General features: G+C 63.7%; 13 protein-coding genes. 3 read left to right on the forward strand and 10 right to left on the reverse strand.

All coding sequences use genetic code 11. The features are described 5' to 3' along the window. Positions 1-39 precede the first annotated feature (39 nt). From AC56QX_RS30555 to AC56QX_RS30570, 4 genes are all read right to left on the reverse strand, one after another. Positions 40-1,287: an ABC transporter substrate-binding protein gene (locus AC56QX_RS30555; RefSeq protein ID WP_027058377.1), complete on the reverse strand. Its 1,248-nt coding sequence runs from the start codon at positions 1,285-1,287 to the stop codon at positions 40-42. 124 nt (positions 1,288-1,411) lie between these two features. Next, positions 1,412-2,557, reverse strand: coding sequence for an ABC transporter ATP-binding protein (locus AC56QX_RS30560; RefSeq protein ID WP_497112280.1), 1,146 nt, complete (start codon positions 2,555-2,557; stop codon positions 1,412-1,414). An 89-nt stretch (positions 2,558-2,646) separates the two neighbouring features. Next, the gene (locus AC56QX_RS30565) at positions 2,647-3,597 is read right to left on the reverse strand and encodes a PfkB family carbohydrate kinase (RefSeq protein ID WP_497112281.1); all 951 of its coding nucleotides are present in this window, start codon (positions 3,595-3,597) and stop codon (positions 2,647-2,649) included. A gap of 3 nt (positions 3,598-3,600) precedes the next feature. Further along, positions 3,601-4,401, reverse strand: coding sequence for a beta/alpha barrel domain-containing protein (locus tag AC56QX_RS30570; RefSeq protein WP_477220999.1), 801 nt, complete (start codon positions 4,399-4,401; stop codon positions 3,601-3,603). Between the two features lie 162 nt (positions 4,402-4,563). On the opposite strand from AC56QX_RS30570, the gene AC56QX_RS30575 reads away from it, so the two are divergent. From AC56QX_RS30575 to AC56QX_RS30585, 3 genes are all read left to right on the forward strand, one after another. Continuing rightward, on the forward strand, positions 4,564-5,325 hold the full coding sequence (locus tag AC56QX_RS30575) for a DeoR/GlpR family DNA-binding transcription regulator (RefSeq protein WP_027036118.1): 762 nt from the start codon (positions 4,564-4,566) through the stop codon (positions 5,323-5,325). A 266-nt stretch (positions 5,326-5,591) separates the two neighbouring features. After that, on the forward strand, positions 5,592-6,740 hold the full coding sequence (locus AC56QX_RS30580) for a Gfo/Idh/MocA family protein (protein ID WP_497112282.1): 1,149 nt from the start codon (positions 5,592-5,594) through the stop codon (positions 6,738-6,740). 23 nt (positions 6,741-6,763) lie between these two features. Beyond that, positions 6,764-7,714, forward strand: a complete 951-nt coding sequence (locus tag AC56QX_RS30585; protein ID WP_497112283.1) for an alpha/beta hydrolase — start codon at positions 6,764-6,766, stop codon at positions 7,712-7,714. On the opposite strand, the gene AC56QX_RS30590 is transcribed toward AC56QX_RS30585, so the two are convergent. The 6 genes from AC56QX_RS30590 to AC56QX_RS30615 all read right to left on the reverse strand — a co-directional run bounded on the left by AC56QX_RS30590 (position 7,702) and on the right by AC56QX_RS30615 (position 16,219). Further along, complete coding sequence (locus AC56QX_RS30590; RefSeq protein WP_497112284.1) at positions 7,702-8,736, reverse strand: LacI family DNA-binding transcriptional regulator; 1,035 nt, start codon at positions 8,734-8,736, stop codon at positions 7,702-7,704. The two genes, AC56QX_RS30585 and AC56QX_RS30590, sit on opposite strands and share 13 nt — an antisense overlap. Positions 8,737-8,924: 188 nt before the next feature. Beyond that, positions 8,925-10,451 carry a zinc-binding dehydrogenase gene (locus AC56QX_RS30595; protein WP_497112285.1) on the reverse strand — a complete coding sequence of 509 codons (1,527 nt, stop codon included), beginning with the start codon at positions 10,449-10,451 and terminating at the stop codon, positions 8,925-8,927. Positions 10,452-10,460: 9 nt separating this feature from the next. Beyond that, entirely contained in the window at positions 10,461-10,898 is a 438-nt protein-coding gene (locus AC56QX_RS30600; protein WP_497112286.1) for an SRPBCC family protein, read from the reverse strand. 41 nt (positions 10,899-10,939) lie between these two features. Then, the gene (locus tag AC56QX_RS30605) at positions 10,940-13,126 is read right to left on the reverse strand and encodes a flotillin domain-containing protein (RefSeq protein WP_497112287.1); all 2,187 of its coding nucleotides are present in this window, start codon (positions 13,124-13,126) and stop codon (positions 10,940-10,942) included. 83 nt (positions 13,127-13,209) lie between these two features. Continuing rightward, positions 13,210-15,441, reverse strand: a complete 2,232-nt coding sequence (locus AC56QX_RS30610) for an ABC transporter permease (protein WP_497112288.1) — start codon at positions 15,439-15,441, stop codon at positions 13,210-13,212. Beyond that, entirely contained in the window at positions 15,434-16,219 is a 786-nt protein-coding gene (locus tag AC56QX_RS30615) for an ABC transporter ATP-binding protein (protein WP_497112289.1), read from the reverse strand. Before AC56QX_RS30615 ends, AC56QX_RS30610 begins: the two co-directional genes overlap by 8 nt. Positions 16,220-16,238: the final 19 nt, after the last annotated feature.

Below are 16,238 nucleotides of genomic sequence, written 5' to 3' on the forward strand. Positions count from 1 at the left end.
AAGTCAGGCCACCCGGTCGAAGAAACGGGAACAGGCCGATCAGAATTTCGCCATCCAGCCCTTCTGAGCGGCGGCGGCGGCTTGTTCCGGAGACTGCTCGCCGGCGAGCATCTTCTGGGCTTGCACGTCGAACTGGGTCATCAGGTCTTCAGCCACCGGCAGGCCGGTGAACTCATTGGCGAGATAACCGGTCTTGAAGATTTCGAAAGCCTTGGCGAAAGCCTTGTCCGAGGTCACGAAATCGGGCTTGGCGTTGACGTTGCCCGGGAAGGCGTTTGCAAGCGACACGAGCTTGGCGTTCACCTTTTCGCTCATCAGATATTGGACGAGTTTCCAGGCCTCTTCCTGATGTTTCGAGGCAGCAGATATGCCGATGCCCCAGGAGGCATAGGGAAGGCCGCGCTTGCCCGTATAGCCCTCCACGACCGGGACCGGGATGAGGTCGAAGTTCAGCTTGGGATTGCGCTTGCGGATGAGGTTCACATGCGCGAGCGAGTCGATCATCATCCCGACCCGGTCGTTGACGAATTCCTCGACCTTTTCCTGTTCGGTCTTGGTGGCGATGCCGGGCGAGATGGTGCCGGCGTCGTTGAGCGATTTGACGAAGGTGAGCATGTCGACCACCGGCTTGCCCTCGAGTGCGGGCTTGCCGTCCGCCATCATCGACTGACCCGATGCCCAGACCCACGACATCATGTCGTTCTGGACGCCCGACGGCGTTTGCAGCGACAGCGGCAGCACCCAGCCATACTGGTTCTTGTCGGCATGGGTCATCTTCTTGGCAGCTTCGAGAAACTCGGCGCGGGTCGACGGCAGCTTGGTCACGCCTGCCTGGGCGGCGAGGTCCAGATTGACGAAGACAGGATAGACGAAGGAAGCGACGGGAAACATCACCGCCTTGCCATCCACCTTGATGATGTCCGCGACCTGGGCTTTGTCGAACTTGCTCGCATCCATCATCGGGTTCATGTCGGCCAGCGCACCCTGCGCGTTCAGATTGTTCACCCAGGCGCCGTCGAGACCGACGACGTCGCTGAGCGTTCCGGTTGCAGCGCCAACCGAGATCTGGTCTCGAGTGGTCGCATAGGGACCGCTGACCAGCGTCACCTTGATGCCGGGATTCGCGGCCTCGAAATCGTCCATGATTTTCCGCAAGGAGCCTGCGGGCAGCTCAGGCTCCCACCATTGGGTGAATTCCAGCGTCGTGTCCGCCATGGCGGCGGTTGCGCCAAGCAACCAGGCTGCCGCGGCTATTTTCAGCATCGCGGGCTTTATCCGAAACGTCATTTTGTTCTCCTCCTTCTCTGGGATCGACCGCACAATGCGGCCGATCGTCTGCTTCATTCAGAAGTCTTCTCACGCGTACTTTCGCAGGCGCCTCACCCTCGCCTGCGGGCTCTGCCACAATTCTTCAGATCGCCAGATGCGTCTCGGGATCGAAGAAATGGAGCTTGGTATCATCCAGGGCCAACCGGATTGCCGAACCGGAGCGGACTGTGCTGTCCGGTTCGAATCTCGCCACCGCATTCGACGTCAGGCCGAAATCCTGCACCGCGTCGGGGTCGCCGGAGTCCACCCTGATCGCGTCGATGTTCAGATGGACGATATGTTCCGACCCGAGTTCTTCGATCGAGGTCACCTTTGCCGGTATCGTCTGATACCTGCGGCCGGATTCGAGGCTGCTGTCATAGAGATCCTCCGGTCGTATCCCGAACACGACCTTGCGCCCCGCATACGACTTCAAACCCGGCCTGCGCACGAAGGCTGCATCCTGCAGCCGAATGGCAAAGGCACCGGACATCAGTTCGCCGCCCGTCATGGTCGCCTCGAAAAGGTTCATCGAGGGAGAACCGATAAAGCCGGCAACGAAGGCGTTCACCGGCGATTCGTAGAGCCTCTTGGGTGTGTCGACCTGCTGCAGCACGCCGCCCTTCAGCACGGCGACCCTGTCCCCCATCGTCATCGCTTCGGTCTGGTCGTGGGTCACATATATGGTCGTCACGCCGAGCTGCTTTTGCAGGCGGGTGATTTCGGCGCGCATTTGCACGCGCAGTTTCGCGTCCAGATTGGAAAGGGGTTCGTCCATGAGAAAGGCGGCCGGCTCGCGCACCATGGCGCGGCCCATGGCAACCCTTTGACGCTGTCCGCCGGAAAGGTTGGCGGGCTTGCTGTCCAGCAAAGACGTCAGCTGAAGGGTCTTGGCGATCTCGTCGACGCGCTTCTTGCGTTCGGCCTTCGGCTTACCTGCCAGCCGCATCGAAAAGGCGATGTTTTCGAATACCGTCATATGCGGGTAAAGGGCGTAGCTCTGGAAGACCATCGCGATGTCGCGGTCCTTGGGCGGCATGTCGACGACGTCGGTACCGCCGATCCGAAGGCTGCCGCTGGTGATGTCCTCCAATCCCGCGATCATCCGCAACGCGGTGGATTTTCCACAGCCGGACGGCCCGACGAGAATCAAAAACTCGCCGTCCTCGACCGACAGGTTCAACTGGTCGATTGCGTGAAAATTGTTCCCGTAGGTCTTGCAGATATTCTCAAGAACGACTTCTGCCATATTCCTCCCTCCACAAGTCTAAGCCACTGATTTTTATGATTGTCCTCGGCTTATATTCACCTGCGAAATGTTTCCTCGGATAGTTCGGGCTATGTTCCGGTATCGAGTTGCGCATATCTGAGTTCGACTGCCGACGGCGCGTTCGTCGACGCCAGGAGTTCCGTGACCTGGTCTTCGGTCGGAAGCGCCTCGCGCCCACCACGCCCCGTTATCGAAAAGGCCGCCGCCGCGGCAGCGAATGCCACCCGGCCGGCGGTGTCGGCACCGCGCGTCAATGCATGGGCATAGGCGCCATGAAAGCAGTCACCGGCACCGGTCGAGTCGACGACGACAACCCGGTGCGGAGGCAGGTGCCAGAGCCCTGTCTCATCGCGTCCGCGATAGTACACACCCCTGCCACCATCGGTCAGAACCACGGCGGACCGCGACGGCAACCACAATGCATCGAGCATCTCGGCGGGCGATCGGCACCCCGTGGCAGTCCGCGCAAAGGCGAGTGGAAGAATGAGATGGTCGCAGAGCGCGATCAGCCGCTCCGTGGCCGGGCCGCTGCTCCATTCGATATCGCCGAGGATCGCAAGGCCGAGATCGCGTGCCCGAGCCACGACATCCAGCGACCGGATCGCATAGCTATCGACGATCAGGACGGTCGCGCGGCTGAGGACCTCGTCCGGAAAGTCCGGCGCGGTGCCCAGCATCGCTTCGTCGTCATACGCGATGAACCGCTCTCCGTCCGAACCGACGGTGATACGCGAGCGCACCGGGCGCGCGTCGGCGTGGCGCGGCGCGAATGCGGTTTCAACACCGCTCGCAACGAGATCACACAGCACGGCGTCGTCGGCGGCACTGGCCAGCCATCCGACGAAGCCGGCGCTGCCGCCGAGCCGCGCGACGGCGGCAAGGGCCGTCGCGACATTTCCCCCGAACGCCCGGGCACTTTGCAGAACCTTCCCCTTGCCCGCCGACAACGGCTGATCGACATAGACGATGTCGTCGATCGCAATAGCTCCGAAGCCGAGGATTGAAGGGACGGTGGGCATCGTTCAGGCACCCGCCTTCGCCAACGCGTCTTGCGCCGAAAGGCCGTCATGGATGACACCCCGAAAGGCAATCGCTGCCTTTTCCGGATCGCCATGCCCCCAGAGATTGCGGCCCACCACGGCACCGCGCGCGCCGGCACGGATGGCGTCCGCCGTCTGCTGAAGCGCGCCGAGCAGCGTGTCGGTCTTCGGACCACCGGCGATAACAACCGGCACCGGGCAGGTCCGAACGGTCTCTCGGAACGAGTCGAAATCGCCGGTGTAGCCGATCTTGATCACGTCGACGCCGGACTCGTAGCCGATGCGCGCCGCATAGGCGATCTCGTCGGGGGTGAAGACGATTTTTGCCCCATCGGTGAAATCGCGAGGGTAGATATGCGCCACCACCGGCATGCCGTAGCGGGCCGCCGCATTCACCGAATCGGTCAGCCAGCGTATGTATTTGCCCTCGGTCGCGCCGCGCACCGGAATGGCCACGGCCAACGCATCGGCGCCAGCGCGCACGGCATCCTCGGGCGTTGCAATCAGTTCACTGATGCGATCGTCCGGGGTGAAGCAGCCGGCCTGGATCACCAGGGCAGCCTTGCCCGCATATTGCGGCCACAGATGGCGCGCGGTGCCGGGCTGGATGCTGACGTAGTCGGGTTTGCCCATCATGACGCGTGCAAGCGCGCCCGGCAGGTCGGCAAGACCGCCTTTGCGCACATCGCCATAGCCGACAAAGTGGTCGACCGCGCCGCCAAAAAGATTCCCCGATGGATGTGAGAAGAGGCGCGCCAGGCGCACCTTGGTTCCGAGGCTCATGAGTCCAAAATTCTCCAATTGATTGACTTCAAAATCCTGGACCCAGTGTTTTCGAAAGAAAGAATAAATGCAATCTTTCGAAATCTTTCGAATTCGCATATTTTTGGTAGAGTGAACCGAGGCCAGGGCGATCGCTTGGCGCATGGAGGCAAGGACAAGGCAATGTTGTCAGAGCAGAGACGCCAATCGATCCTGGGTGAAGTGCAACGCAGCGGACAGGTTCGCATCAAGGACCTGTCAGACGATTTTGGCGTGTCGGAAGTCACGGTGCGCTCCGACCTCGAGATCCTGGACCGCAAGGGGCTGCTGACCAAGACCCGTGGAGGGGCGGTGACCCGGACCACGGATTCGACCACGGCCGCTTTCGCCCGGCGGATGCAAACGAACCTCGACGCAAAGAAACGCATCGCCCGGGCGGCGATAGAGCTGTTCGAGGACAACCAATCGGTCATCTTCGACGGCGGATCCACATTGATGCAGGTTGCCATGCTGTTACCGCCGCTCAGCAATGTCGTGGTCGCGGCCACGGCGATGAATATCGTCCAGCATCTGATGCATCGGCCCGGGCTCGACGTTCACATGATCGGTGGCCGGGTCTATCCAGACACGGTGAGCACGCTGATCACCGATGCCGACACGGCTCTCGGCGGCTTGGTAGCGCATCAGGTCTTTGTTGGAGCGCATGCGATTGACTCGTCACTGGATGTGGTCGACGTGAACGAAGACATGGCGCGAACGAAACGAAACCTCGTGCGCATGGCCCGGCGCGTTGTCCTCCTTGCGGATTCGAGCAAATGGGGCGTCAGCGGAACCTCCAAGGCATTTTCGCTGTCGAGCGTCGATGTTGTGATCACCGACGATGGCCTTTCCGGCCCGATACGCAGCCAGCTTGATAGGACCGGGGCCAAGGTGATCTATGCCTGACCCCGTCGCGGTCCCTGGCCGCGACCGAAATATCCGATGCGCGCATTGCCCACGGGATTCGCATCGGCGGTCGGCCGCTTTTTCATGTCTGTCATTTTCTCCTCCCAGGGCTGGCAGCCTCCGATATCGGCCAGCATTTTCGCATGTTCTATAAAAATTTTACGCGCGTCAATATTTAAAATGTTGTATAGCGCTTTTCCAGAATGATCCGTTGCCGGCGCGGCGGATCCGGCAGAGCATGACGAAGTTGGGAGGTACGGCCGGAAATGCAGGGAAAATCAAAGGACAAGCTCGGAATTGGCGTGATCGGGTGCGGCAACATCTCGATGACCTATTTGCGCAATGCCGCCCTCTTTGGTGGAATCGAACTCAGCGCCTGCGCCGATATCTCCGCCGACATGGCAACGTTGCGGGCCAAGGAATATGGCATCCGGGCGCTTAGCGTCGATGCGCTGCTCGCCGACCCCGAGATTGATCTCGTCCTCAACCTGACCATTCCTGCCGCACATTTCGACATTTCGTTCTCAGCGCTTTCGGCCGGAAAACACGTCTTCACCGAAAAGCCGCTGGCGACATCGGCTGCCGACGGACAACGGCTGGTCCGCGAGGCGAATTCACGCGGTGTGCTGCTCGGCTCGGCGCCTGATACGTTCCTCGGTGCCGCCGGCCGGCGGGCGCGGCGCCTGATGGATGAAGGCGCCATCGGCCGCCCGGTCACCGGCACCGCCTTCATGATGGGACGCGGCATGGAGCACTGGCACCCGAACCCGCAATTCTACTATCAGCCGGGCGGCGGCCCGGTGTTCGACATGGGTCCCTATTATCTCACCATGCTGGTCAATCTGCTCGGCCCTGTCGCGCGTGTCATGGCGATGGCGACCAAGGGCCAGGAGGAACGGCTGATCACTGCCGAGGGGCCGTTCAAGAACACGACGTTCAAGGTCGGCACGCCGACCAACGTGCTGTCGCTGCTCGAATTCCGCTCCGGCGCCACCGTCACCTTCGGCGCCTCGTGGGACGTCTTCAAGCATTCCAACCATCCGATCGAACTGCATGGTACGGAAGGATCGCTGCGCCTGCCCGATCCCGACACGTTCGGCGGCACGGTCTCGCTGTCCGAACGCGGCGCGGAGTGGAAGAATTTCGCCAGTGAAGGCGAACTCTACGGCGCCCGAAACTGGCCCTATGCCGCGCCCGACCGCGCCAACTACCGCATGCTCGGCGTCGCCGATCTGGTGCGCTCGCTGAAGACTGGTGCAACACCGCGCGCGTCCGGCACTCTGGCGCTGCATGTGCTGGAGATCATGGAGGCTATCCTGCATTCGGGCGAAACGAAGAGCTCGGTCGCCATTGCCGGCGATGTCGTCCAGCCGGCACTGCTGACCGAGGACGAGGCAAGCAGTCTGCTCGCCTAGGCGCAGTGACGGCGGAGATGGTGATGACGCTCGATCCGGATGCGCTGCGCGTCCTCGAAATCGCCCAGACGGCCGGCGGCGAGCCGTTCGAGAACGGCAGCGTGGCGGCGGCGCGGGCCGCCTACATCACCTCGTTCCCGACACAGCAGGGCGAGCACGAGCCGGTGGCGGCAACGTCACAACAAGAGATCGACGGGCCGAACGGCCCGGTCACGATCCGCATCCATCGCGGCATCGGCACGCCGCGGACCGGGGCGCGCGCCGTGCTCTATCTGCATGGCGGCGGCTGGGTGATCGGCAATCTCGACTCGCATGACGAGATTTGCCGCTGGCTGGCCAATCTGGGCAACGCCGTCGTTATCTGCCCCGATTACCGGCTGGCGCCTGAACACAAATTCCCGGCAGGGCTCGAGGATTGCGCGGCGGCGCTCCGCTTCATGGCGGAAAACGCCGGCGAGTTCGGCATCGACCCAGCCCGTATCGCCGTCGCCGGCGACAGCGCCGGCGGCAACCTTGCCGCCGTTCTGGCATTGCTCGCCCGTGACGGGCTGGCGCCGCCGCTTGCCGCCCAGATCCTGATCTATCCCAACACCGATGCCCGCCAGATTGCGGACAGCTATCGGCGCTTCGGTGACGGCTTCGGGCTCACCGCCACCACCATGGCCTGGTTCCGCGACCATTATGTGCGAACACCCGACGACATCACGGACTGGCGCGTCTCGCCGCTGCTAGCGTCAAGCCTTGCAGGTGCTGCACCTGCGTTTGTCGCCATCGCCGGCCATGACATCCTTGCCGACGAAGGCACGGCCTATGCCGAACGGCTGCGGGCCGGAGGCGTGCCGTTGGTCCTGCGGCACTGGCCGGGACAGATCCACGGCTTCGTCTCGATGGGCCGCCATATACCGGCCGCGAGGCAAGTGGCGAGCGAGGCGGCGGCCTGGTTCAAACTGCAGACGCCCGCTCAGGCCGACTGACGCATCACCAGGGTCGCGCCGAGCTTGACGTTGCGCGCCAGACCCTGGCCGGGCGGATCGGCCTCATCGAGCAAGGCCAGCAACATCTCGACGCTGCGGCCGGCCATGGCGGCGAAATCCTGCGCCATGGTGGTCAGCGCCGGGCAGGTGTAGCGGCTCAGCGGATGATCGTCATGGGCAGCGACACGGAAGTCGCAATCGGCCCGGCGGCCGATCTTCAGCCCGCGCGAAAAAGCCGCCGCCATGACGCCGAAGGCGAGACGGTCATTGGCGCACAGCAATGTGCGGGCCGGAAGGCCGCCCTTCTCGAGCGTCCTCTCCATCCACTCATGACCGATGCGCTCAAAATCCCAGTTGTAGCCGCCCGCCGCCTCAAGAACGACAGGTTCCAGGCCGGCGGCTCGCATCGTCTCGATATAGCTCTGCAGGCGTTCGCCCGAATTGTGATTGACGTGCGGAATGTCGACATAGACCGGCGGCTCGCCGGATCGGCAGAGGTAGTCGACGATGGTGGATGTGCTCTGATGGTTGTCGTTGCCGACGAACGGCGTATCGCCCTCGATGTAGGTGTCGAAATAGACGATCGGAATCTCTTCGCTCATCCGCTCGAAGACGCCGGGTTCGGAGACCAGTCCCAGGGGCGCGACGATGGCGCCGGCGACTTTCAGCGACATCAGCGTCCTGACCGATTCCGCCTCCAGCTTCGGCGAACCGTGCGAGGAGATGACGATCGGCCAGAACCCCTCGTCGCGGCAGCGCAGTTCGATGCGGCTGACCATCTCGGCATAGAACGGATCGGTAATCGTCGGCACGACGATGCCGACATTGCGGGTGCGCTTGCGGTTGAGATTGCGCGCGAAAACGTTGGGCTGATAGTCCGAGGATCGCAGCGCCGCCTCGATGCGCGCCCGGGTCGCCGGCTTCACGCTGGCCGGATCGTCGAAATACTTCGACAGGGTCGGCCGCGATACGCCGGACGCCCTGGCGAAATCATCCATCGTGCGGTGGGTTTTCTCAGCCATCAATATTCCAGGCCCCTTTGCCCTCGCTGCCGACCTTCCAGCCAGAATCAGTCTTGCGGCCGTTGCCGAGAGGCAGCATTGCTTGACCAAATTTGTTCAGTCAAATTTCAGCGTTTCCAGTACAACGCAAAAGAGTTGCGCGCGTCAAATTATTTATTGACGCTTTAAAACTGAAATCCGGGCTTTGACTACGGCTTCGGCAGAAGGACCAAGGCTCCCGTGGTGCGGCGGGCTTCCAGATCGCGGTGCGCATCGGCAGCGTTGGCGAGGGTGTAACGCGTCGGCGCTTCGATCCGGACCACACCCTGGCGCAGCGCCTGAAAGAACCTGGCGACGTGTGGCGCAAGTTTGTCCGGCGTGTCGGTGTAGTGGGCATAGTTCGGCCGCGAAATGGTCAGCGACTTCGAGGCAAAGCGGTCGATATCCCAATTGCCGACCGGCCCGGAAGCCTGGCCGAAACTGACGAGATGGCCGCGCACGGCAAGGGCCGCGAGCGAGCCGCCGAACGTGTCTTTGCCGACCGCGTCATAGGCGACATCTGCGCCCCTGCCCGCTGTCAGCCGCATGACGGCCTCGGTGAAATTCTCACGGGAATAGACGATGACATGGTGCGCACCGAGACGCTCGACGACCCGCGCCTTGTCGTCGCTCGAGACCGTCGCGATCACCGTCGCGCCGAGATGACGTGCCCACTGCACCAGCAGTTGGCCGATGCCGCCGGCCGCGGCATGGATGAGGACGATATCGCCCGGCTTCACGGCATGGACATCATGCAGCAGGAAACTCGCGCTGACGCCCTTGAGCAGGCCGGCGGCAGCAATCTCATCGGCGATGTCGTCCGAGAGGTGAACCAGCAGTTCGGGCGCCATGTTGCGCCGTTCACTGTAGGCGCCGACCGGCGGACAGGCATAGGCAACACGGTCGCCAATCGAAAAGCCAGACACCGCCGGTCCGACCGCCTCGACGATCCCGGCCGCTTCCATGCCCGGCACGCCAGGCGGCTTGAGCAGGTCGAAAAACCCGGTGCGGCAGTAGACGTCGATGAAATTGACGCCGATCACCGTGTGGCGGATCCGCACCTCGTTCGGCGCGGGCGGCGGCAGCCCGATTTCCCTGAGCCGCAACTCCTCCGGTCCGCCATAGCGCTCGACGACGATCGCACGGGTCGTTGCGGCCTGGCCAGGCGCAACCATTGACGCCGCACGCGGCATGTCCATGGACACCGCAGGCGCGACAATCGCCTGGGGCGGTCGCGTCTCGACTGAAGAGCCCACGCTCCTGCGCCGCAGAAGATTGCGCACCGCCGCGAAACCGGCCTGATAGATGCCTTCGGTGACCAACCTGACCAGCTCGTCGCGGCGATGCGCCGGCGGGTTGAACTCGGAGCGCCATTCCCAGAAAGTGGCATTGCCGTCGGTCACCGGCTTCAGCCGCAGCGAAGCGACATAGCCCATCAGCGGCAGCGGCGCTTCGAGCAGGCAATAGCTCAGCCGCCGGTCCTTGTCGGACAGCGCCAGCAATTGCTCGCGCAATTCGCCGCCATCGTTCAGCCTGAAGTGGCGCACGGAGCCTACCGCATCGACCGGCTCGCCGCCCTCGATCTCGCTGAAGGAGATCGCCGGATACCAGCGGTCATGGCCATTGAAATCACGCAGGATCGCCCAGACCTCGTCGATCGGTGCCTCGATGATCGTGCTCTGGCAAACCTTGATCATCGGCCGGCGTCAGCGCCCGAACCGCTGTTTCAGCGCAGTCAAGGCGGTCTGGAACACGCCATGGCCGATCTGATGCATCAGGGCGGCCTCGCGATCCGGCGCGCAGTCGAACTCCGCTTGCCATTCGGCCAAGGTGAGGTTGCCATCGGTGATCGGCGTCAGCGACAGGGTGGCGACATAGTTCTCAACCGCCATCGGGCTTTCGAGGATCGCATAGCTGCAGGACAGATCGTAATCGGACAGCGCCAGCAGCCTTTCGCGAATGCGCCCGCCGTCCTTCAGCGTGAAACTTCTGATACAACCGATCTGGTCTGCCTGCGCATTCTGCTCGATGCGGCTCTCGGCGACGAACGGCGCCCAGCTTGGCAATGCGTTGAAGTTGCGCACAAGCTTCCACACTTCCGCTGCGGGTGCGGGAATGACCGAGGAGACATAGACCTTGGTCATTTCAAATAGCCGCCGATATTTGCCACCGCACGATCATCCCGTCAGTGATCGCGGTCGTCATCGTCGTCCTTGGCGGGTTTGCCTTTACCCTTCTTGTCGCGGGTCAGGCTGGAAATGTCCTTGGCGTCGCGCAGCACGTCGGTCATGCGGCCGAGCGAGCCGCCTTCGATGCCGATCTCCTTCATCAGATTGTCGATCATCGGCGCCTGCACGCGGTAGCGCAGTGCCGAGTCGATCACCTCGTCGGTGACGTTGCGATTGCCGCCGGTGCCGCCATTGAGGCCGTCGACATGCAGGATCTTGATGCCGTCGATCTTCTCCATCGGCTTGACGCTTTCGCGGATGATGCCTTCCATGTGGTCGAGCAGCTTGCCACGCAGGCGCCCTGCCCGCGCACCCTCGGAAAGGATGTTCTCGGCCTCGTTGAGCTGGCGATGGCCGGCGGCGTCGACCTCGTAGCGCTGGGCGGCGGCAAGGGCGTGGATCTTCTCCGACTCGGCCGAGGCGACGGCGGCGATCTTCTGCGCCTCCGCCAGGCTCTTCGCCGCCTTCATCTCGGCGTCGGCTGCGGATGTGATGCGCAGTGCTTCGCGCTCGGCCTCGCGCTGTGCACCGATCAGGTCGGTCAGCTTGCGGCGCTCGGCGATCTCCCGCTCGCGGGCGGTGAAGGCCTGCTCCTCGGCCTGGACGGCCTTGGCGCGCACGGCTTCGGAAGCGGCGATGGCGGAGGAACGCTCCTGCGTCTTCTTGGCGATGTCGATCGCCTTCTGGATCTCGGCGATCTCGATCTTCTGGTCGCGCTCCACGCCCATCTGCCTGATGTCGCGGTCCTTGATCAGCCGCGCTTCCTCGATGCCGCGCTCGGTGGTGATGCGGGCGCGCTCGACCTCTTCGCCGGCCGAAATCTCGGCCTCCTCGAAGGCCTGGCGCTTGGCGATCTGCAGCGCCTCGAGATGACGCTCCCTTGCGATCCTCACCTCGTCGATGGCACGGTCCTGCGCGATCCGCGCCGTCTCGGTGGCCTGGTTCTCGACGATCTCGGCGCGGCGCTTTTCCGCCTCGGCCTTCGTTACCTCCAGCGCCTTCTCGGCGAGCGCGATCTGGCGTTCCAGTTCGGCGACCTCGAGCAGCTTCTTACGCTCGATCTCGAGCTGGCTCTGCGTGCCTTCGCGCTCGATGCGCGCCTTCTCCAGCGACAGTTCGAGCGCGATCTGCTCGCGCTCGGTCAGTTCGCGCATCTTCATCTCGGTCTCGTCGAGCGAGCGGCGGCGCGCGATCTCGCGGCGCTGCGTATCTTCCTCGCTCTTGATGCGTTCCTCGGTGATGTTGCGCTCCTGGTTGAGCCGCGACTTCTCGACCGCTTCGCGCGACGAAAGCTGTGCCTGCTCGGACTCCTGGTCGCGCAGCGCCCGGTCGATGGCCAATTCGGATCGTTGCGCGGCGCGGCGGATCTCGACCTCCCGCTCCTGCTCGAGGCGGGCATATTCGCTGTCGCGATCGATCTCCAGCACCTTGCGCTGGGTGTCGAGGTTCTGGTTGCGGATGTCGACCAGCGTGCGCTGCTCGATCTCGTTGCGCATGCGGCGCCGGGTCTCGATCGACTCGGTAAGCTGGGTCAGGCCTTCGGCGTCGAAGGCGTTGGACGGGTCGAAATATTCGAGGCTGGTCTGGTCGAGATCGACGATGGCGACGCTCTCGAGTTCCAGGCCGTTGGCGGCAAGCGACTCCTCGGCCAGCCTGCGCACCTTGGCGGCGTAGTCGCCACGCAACTCGTGCATTTCTTCCAGCGTCATCTGGGCGGCAACGGTGCGCAAGGCGCCGGCGAACTTGCCTTCGAGCAATTCGCGCAGGCTGTCCGGCTGCAGCGTGCGGCGGCCGAGCGTCTGCGCGGCGGCCGCGACCAGTTCGCGACTGGCGCCGACGCGCACGAAGAATTCGGCGATCAGGTCGACACGCATGCGGTTGCGGGTGATCAGCGCATGCCCGTCTTCACGGCGCACCTCGATGCGCAGCACGTTCATGTTGACCGGGGTGATTTCGTGCAGCACCGGAATGACGAAGGCGCCGCCATTGACCACCACCTTCTCGCCCATAAAGCCGGTGCGCACGAACGCCGTCTCCTTGGTCGAGCGGCGATACAGCCAGCGCAAGATGTAGACGGCGATCACCACGACGACCGCGGCAATGATCAGCCACAACAGGAAAGCGCCAAAGGTTTGCGCGTCCATGATCTATCCTCCCCAAGACAATACGGTCGGCGCGAGGCGACCGATTTCAAACATCCACCCGCAGGGTGGTGAAGTCCAATGCTTCATGCCCGCCTCTTCAGCTTAGGCGTGATCGCGTGAAATGCAGCGATCGCCGCGTCGACGAAAGGCGCGTCGTTGATGTTGGCCCGCACCCGCTCGACATGGCGCAAAGGTGTGCGGCGAACCGCCTTCTCGATCGCCTCGAACAGAGCGTTGTCGGCTTCCGGATCATGGAAGGGCTGGCCGGGTGCATCGAGCATCGAGACGCCACCTTCGGGCAGCAGGAAGCGCACCGGGCCGTTCATGGCGTTGAGCCGCGCGCCGATCCATTCGCCGAAAGCGCGGTTCTCATCGCGTGTCGTGCGCATCAGCGTCACGTTGGGATTGTGGATGACGAATTTGCGGCTGCGGAATTTCTCCGGAACGCTGTCGCGCGGGCCGAAATTGACCATGTCGAGCGCCCCAGTCGAGCCGACATAGGGCAGTCCGGTGCGGATCGCCGCGCCGAAACGATCCTCCGTCGCCGGGAAGACGCCGCCGACGATCATGTCGGCGACTTCCGTGGTGGTGAGATCGAGGAAGGCGGACAGCAGGTGGGAGTCGCCGAGGTTTTCCATCGCCCGCCCGCCAATGCCGGTGGCATGGAAGACGAGACAGTCGTAGTCGGCTTCAAGCTGTTTGGTGACCGCTTGCACTAGAGGCGTGGTGACGCCGAACATGGTGATGCCGACGGCCGGCCGCGCCAGCTTGCGTTTTGCTTCCCAGGCCTCGGCATTGGGCAGTTGCGCGACCATGCCGGCCATGGCGTGCGCTGCGTTGGACAGCACCTGTTCGGTGATCGAGTTCAACCCCTGCACATCGGCGACCGAATGGAACATCATGATGTCGGCGCCACCGACATATTGGGCGACATCGCCGGCAGCCACGGTCGAGACCATCAGCTTGGGAATGCCGACCGGCAGCGCCCGCATGCCTGCCGTCGCTAGCGTGGTGCCGCCGGAACCGCCGGCCGAGATGACGCCGCCGATGCGCGGCTCGCGCTCGATCCAGCGCGCGAAGGCGTCGGCCATCGCGCTGACCGAGCCGCCACGATCATTGGTGAAGACGGCGGAGGATCCACGCGGGTGCATTCCGGCCACCTGCATGGCGGGCACATCGGCGCTGGTCGGTTTTCCCGATGTCGACAGGTCGACGGTGCGCACGGGCAGGCCGAGCGACTTCAGCCGGTCGGCGACGAAGCGCAATTCCTTGCCCTTGGTGTCGAAGGTGCCGACCACCAGCACGGTCCTGCCGATGCGTTCGGCGAAGGGAATGGCGAAGATTTTCTTCAGGTCGTCCTGCGGCGCAGTCTTGTCGACAGCCGCCTGGCGCAGTTCGGTGACCGGCACATTCCAGCGGTTGGGCAGTTCGATGACCGGACGATAGACGCCATTCTGTGGCGCCGCCTCGATAGAGCCGTTGGCGGTTCGGTCGACGCGATAGACTTCCGCCAGCTGTTCCCTGGCCTGCGCCACTTCCGCCGGTGTGACCGGGGCTTCCTCGGCATGGCGTCCGACGCCGAGCAGCCGCTGCTGCAATTCGCGGTCGGCGGCGAGCGCCTTGGCGTCCATCAGCCGGTTGATGCGGCCGTTGACCATGATGGCGACCTGGTTCGACACCGCGGTCGCCACGCCGATATTCTGCTCGATGACCAGCACCGCCATATCGCCTTCGGCGGCGAGGTCGACCAGCATCTTCTCGACCTGGTCGACGATGACCGGCGCCAGGCCTTCGGTCGGCTCGTCCATGACCAACAACTTCGGATCGCTGAGCAGCGCGCGCGAGATCGCCAGCATCTGCTGTTCGCCGCCCGACAGTTGCGAGCCGCCATTGCCACGGCGTTCGGCGAGGCGCGGAAAGGTCTGGTAGACGCGCTCGACCGTCCAGCTGGCGTCGCGCCTGTTGCCGGCGGCAAGGCGCAGATGCTCGTCGACCGTCAGGCTTGGCCAGACGCGGCGGCCTTGCGGCACATAGCCGACGCCGAGGCGATGGATTTCGTGCGGCTCGAGCGCCGTGATCTCGCGGCCATCGACGCGGATCGAGCCGGACTTCGCCCGCTTCAGGCCGACAATGGTGTTGCAGAGCGTCGACTTGCCCATGCCGTTGCGGCCGACCACCGACAGCACGCCGCCTTCCAGTGTCAGCGAGACGCCCTGCAGCGCATGGCTTTCACCATAGAAGACCTGAAGGTCGTCGATCCGCAGCATTGCCTTGGCGATCTTCCCGGTCGTTTGGTGGGAGGGACGCTCAGCCATGCTTGCCCCCGAGATAGATCTCCTGGACCTCGGGATCGGCTTCGATCTCCTGCGGCGTGCCTTCCTTGAACAGGCGGCCATTGTGCATCATCGAGACATATTCTGAGACGCGCAGCGCGACATCGAGATCGTGCTCGATGATGATGTAGCCGATGTGCTTGGGCAGCGCGTTGAGGATGGCGACGAGGTCGCGGCGCTCTGTCGGCGACAGGCCGGCCGCCGGCTCGTCGAACAGGATGAAGCGCGGTGCGCCGGCCAATGCCAGCGCAATCTCCAGCTGGCGCTGCTGGCCGTGGCTCAGCGTCGCCACCAGCGTGTCGCGAAGGGCTTCGAGATGCACGGCATTGAGGATCGATTCCGCCTGCACCATGTTGACGTCGGTGGCCGCCGGACGCAGCAGCGAAAACCGCCGGCGCGAGACGCCACGGCAAGCGAGAAAGATGGAATCGAGGACCGACAGGCCCTTGAACAATTGCGAAATCTGATAGGTGCGGCGCAGGCCGCGCCGGATGCGTTCATGCGGCGGCAGGTCGGTGATATCCTCGCCAAAGAAACGGATGCGCCCCGCCGTCGGCAGGAAGTCGCCGGTCACGGCGTTGAACAATGTGGTCTTGCCGGCGCCGTTGGAACCGAGGACCGCGCGCCGTTCGCCGGCCGCGATCCTCATGGTGATGCCCGAGAGCGCCACCAGCGCTCCGAAATGCCGCGCCACGCCATCGAGCTCCAGCGCATAGGCGCCGGTGCTCTGGAGACGGTTTGCTGCGAAGCTTTCGGTCACTGGCGGCTGCACTCGAAAT

The organism is Mesorhizobium sp. RCAM 06353 (assembly GCF_059683585.1).

Excerpts from the sequence above, each read along its gene's own strand:
- AC56QX_RS30575 (WP_027036118.1), top strand. The coding sequence starts at position 4,564 with ATGTTGTCAGAGCAGAGACGCCAATCGATCCTGGGTGAAGTGCAACGC.
- AC56QX_RS30585 (WP_497112283.1), top strand. The coding sequence starts at position 6,764 with ATGACGCTCGATCCGGATGCGCTGCGCGTCCTCGAAATCGCCCAGACG.
- AC56QX_RS30560 (WP_497112280.1), bottom strand. The coding sequence starts at position 2,557 with ATGGCAGAAGTCGTTCTTGAGAATATCTGCAAGACCTACGGGAACAAT.
- AC56QX_RS30605 (WP_497112287.1), bottom strand. The coding sequence starts at position 13,126 with ATGGACGCGCAAACCTTTGGCGCTTTCCTGTTGTGGCTGATCATTGCC.
- AC56QX_RS30555 (WP_027058377.1), bottom strand. The coding sequence starts at position 1,287 with ATGACGTTTCGGATAAAGCCCGCGATGCTGAAAATAGCCGCGGCAGCC.
- AC56QX_RS30565 (WP_497112281.1), bottom strand. The coding sequence starts at position 3,597 with ATGCCCACCGTCCCTTCAATCCTCGGCTTCGGAGCTATTGCGATCGAC.
- AC56QX_RS30610 (WP_497112288.1), bottom strand. The coding sequence starts at position 15,441 with ATGGCTGAGCGTCCCTCCCACCAAACGACCGGGAAGATCGCCAAGGCA.
- AC56QX_RS30590 (WP_497112284.1), bottom strand. The coding sequence starts at position 8,736 with ATGGCTGAGAAAACCCACCGCACGATGGATGATTTCGCCAGGGCGTCC.
- AC56QX_RS30570 (WP_477220999.1), bottom strand. The coding sequence starts at position 4,401 with ATGAGCCTCGGAACCAAGGTGCGCCTGGCGCGCCTCTTCTCACATCCA.
- AC56QX_RS30600 (WP_497112286.1), bottom strand. The coding sequence starts at position 10,898 with ATGACCAAGGTCTATGTCTCCTCGGTCATTCCCGCACCCGCAGCGGAA.
- AC56QX_RS30580 (WP_497112282.1), top strand. The coding sequence starts at position 5,592 with ATGCAGGGAAAATCAAAGGACAAGCTCGGAATTGGCGTGATCGGGTGC.
- AC56QX_RS30595 (WP_497112285.1), bottom strand. The coding sequence starts at position 10,451 with ATGATCAAGGTTTGCCAGAGCACGATCATCGAGGCACCGATCGACGAG.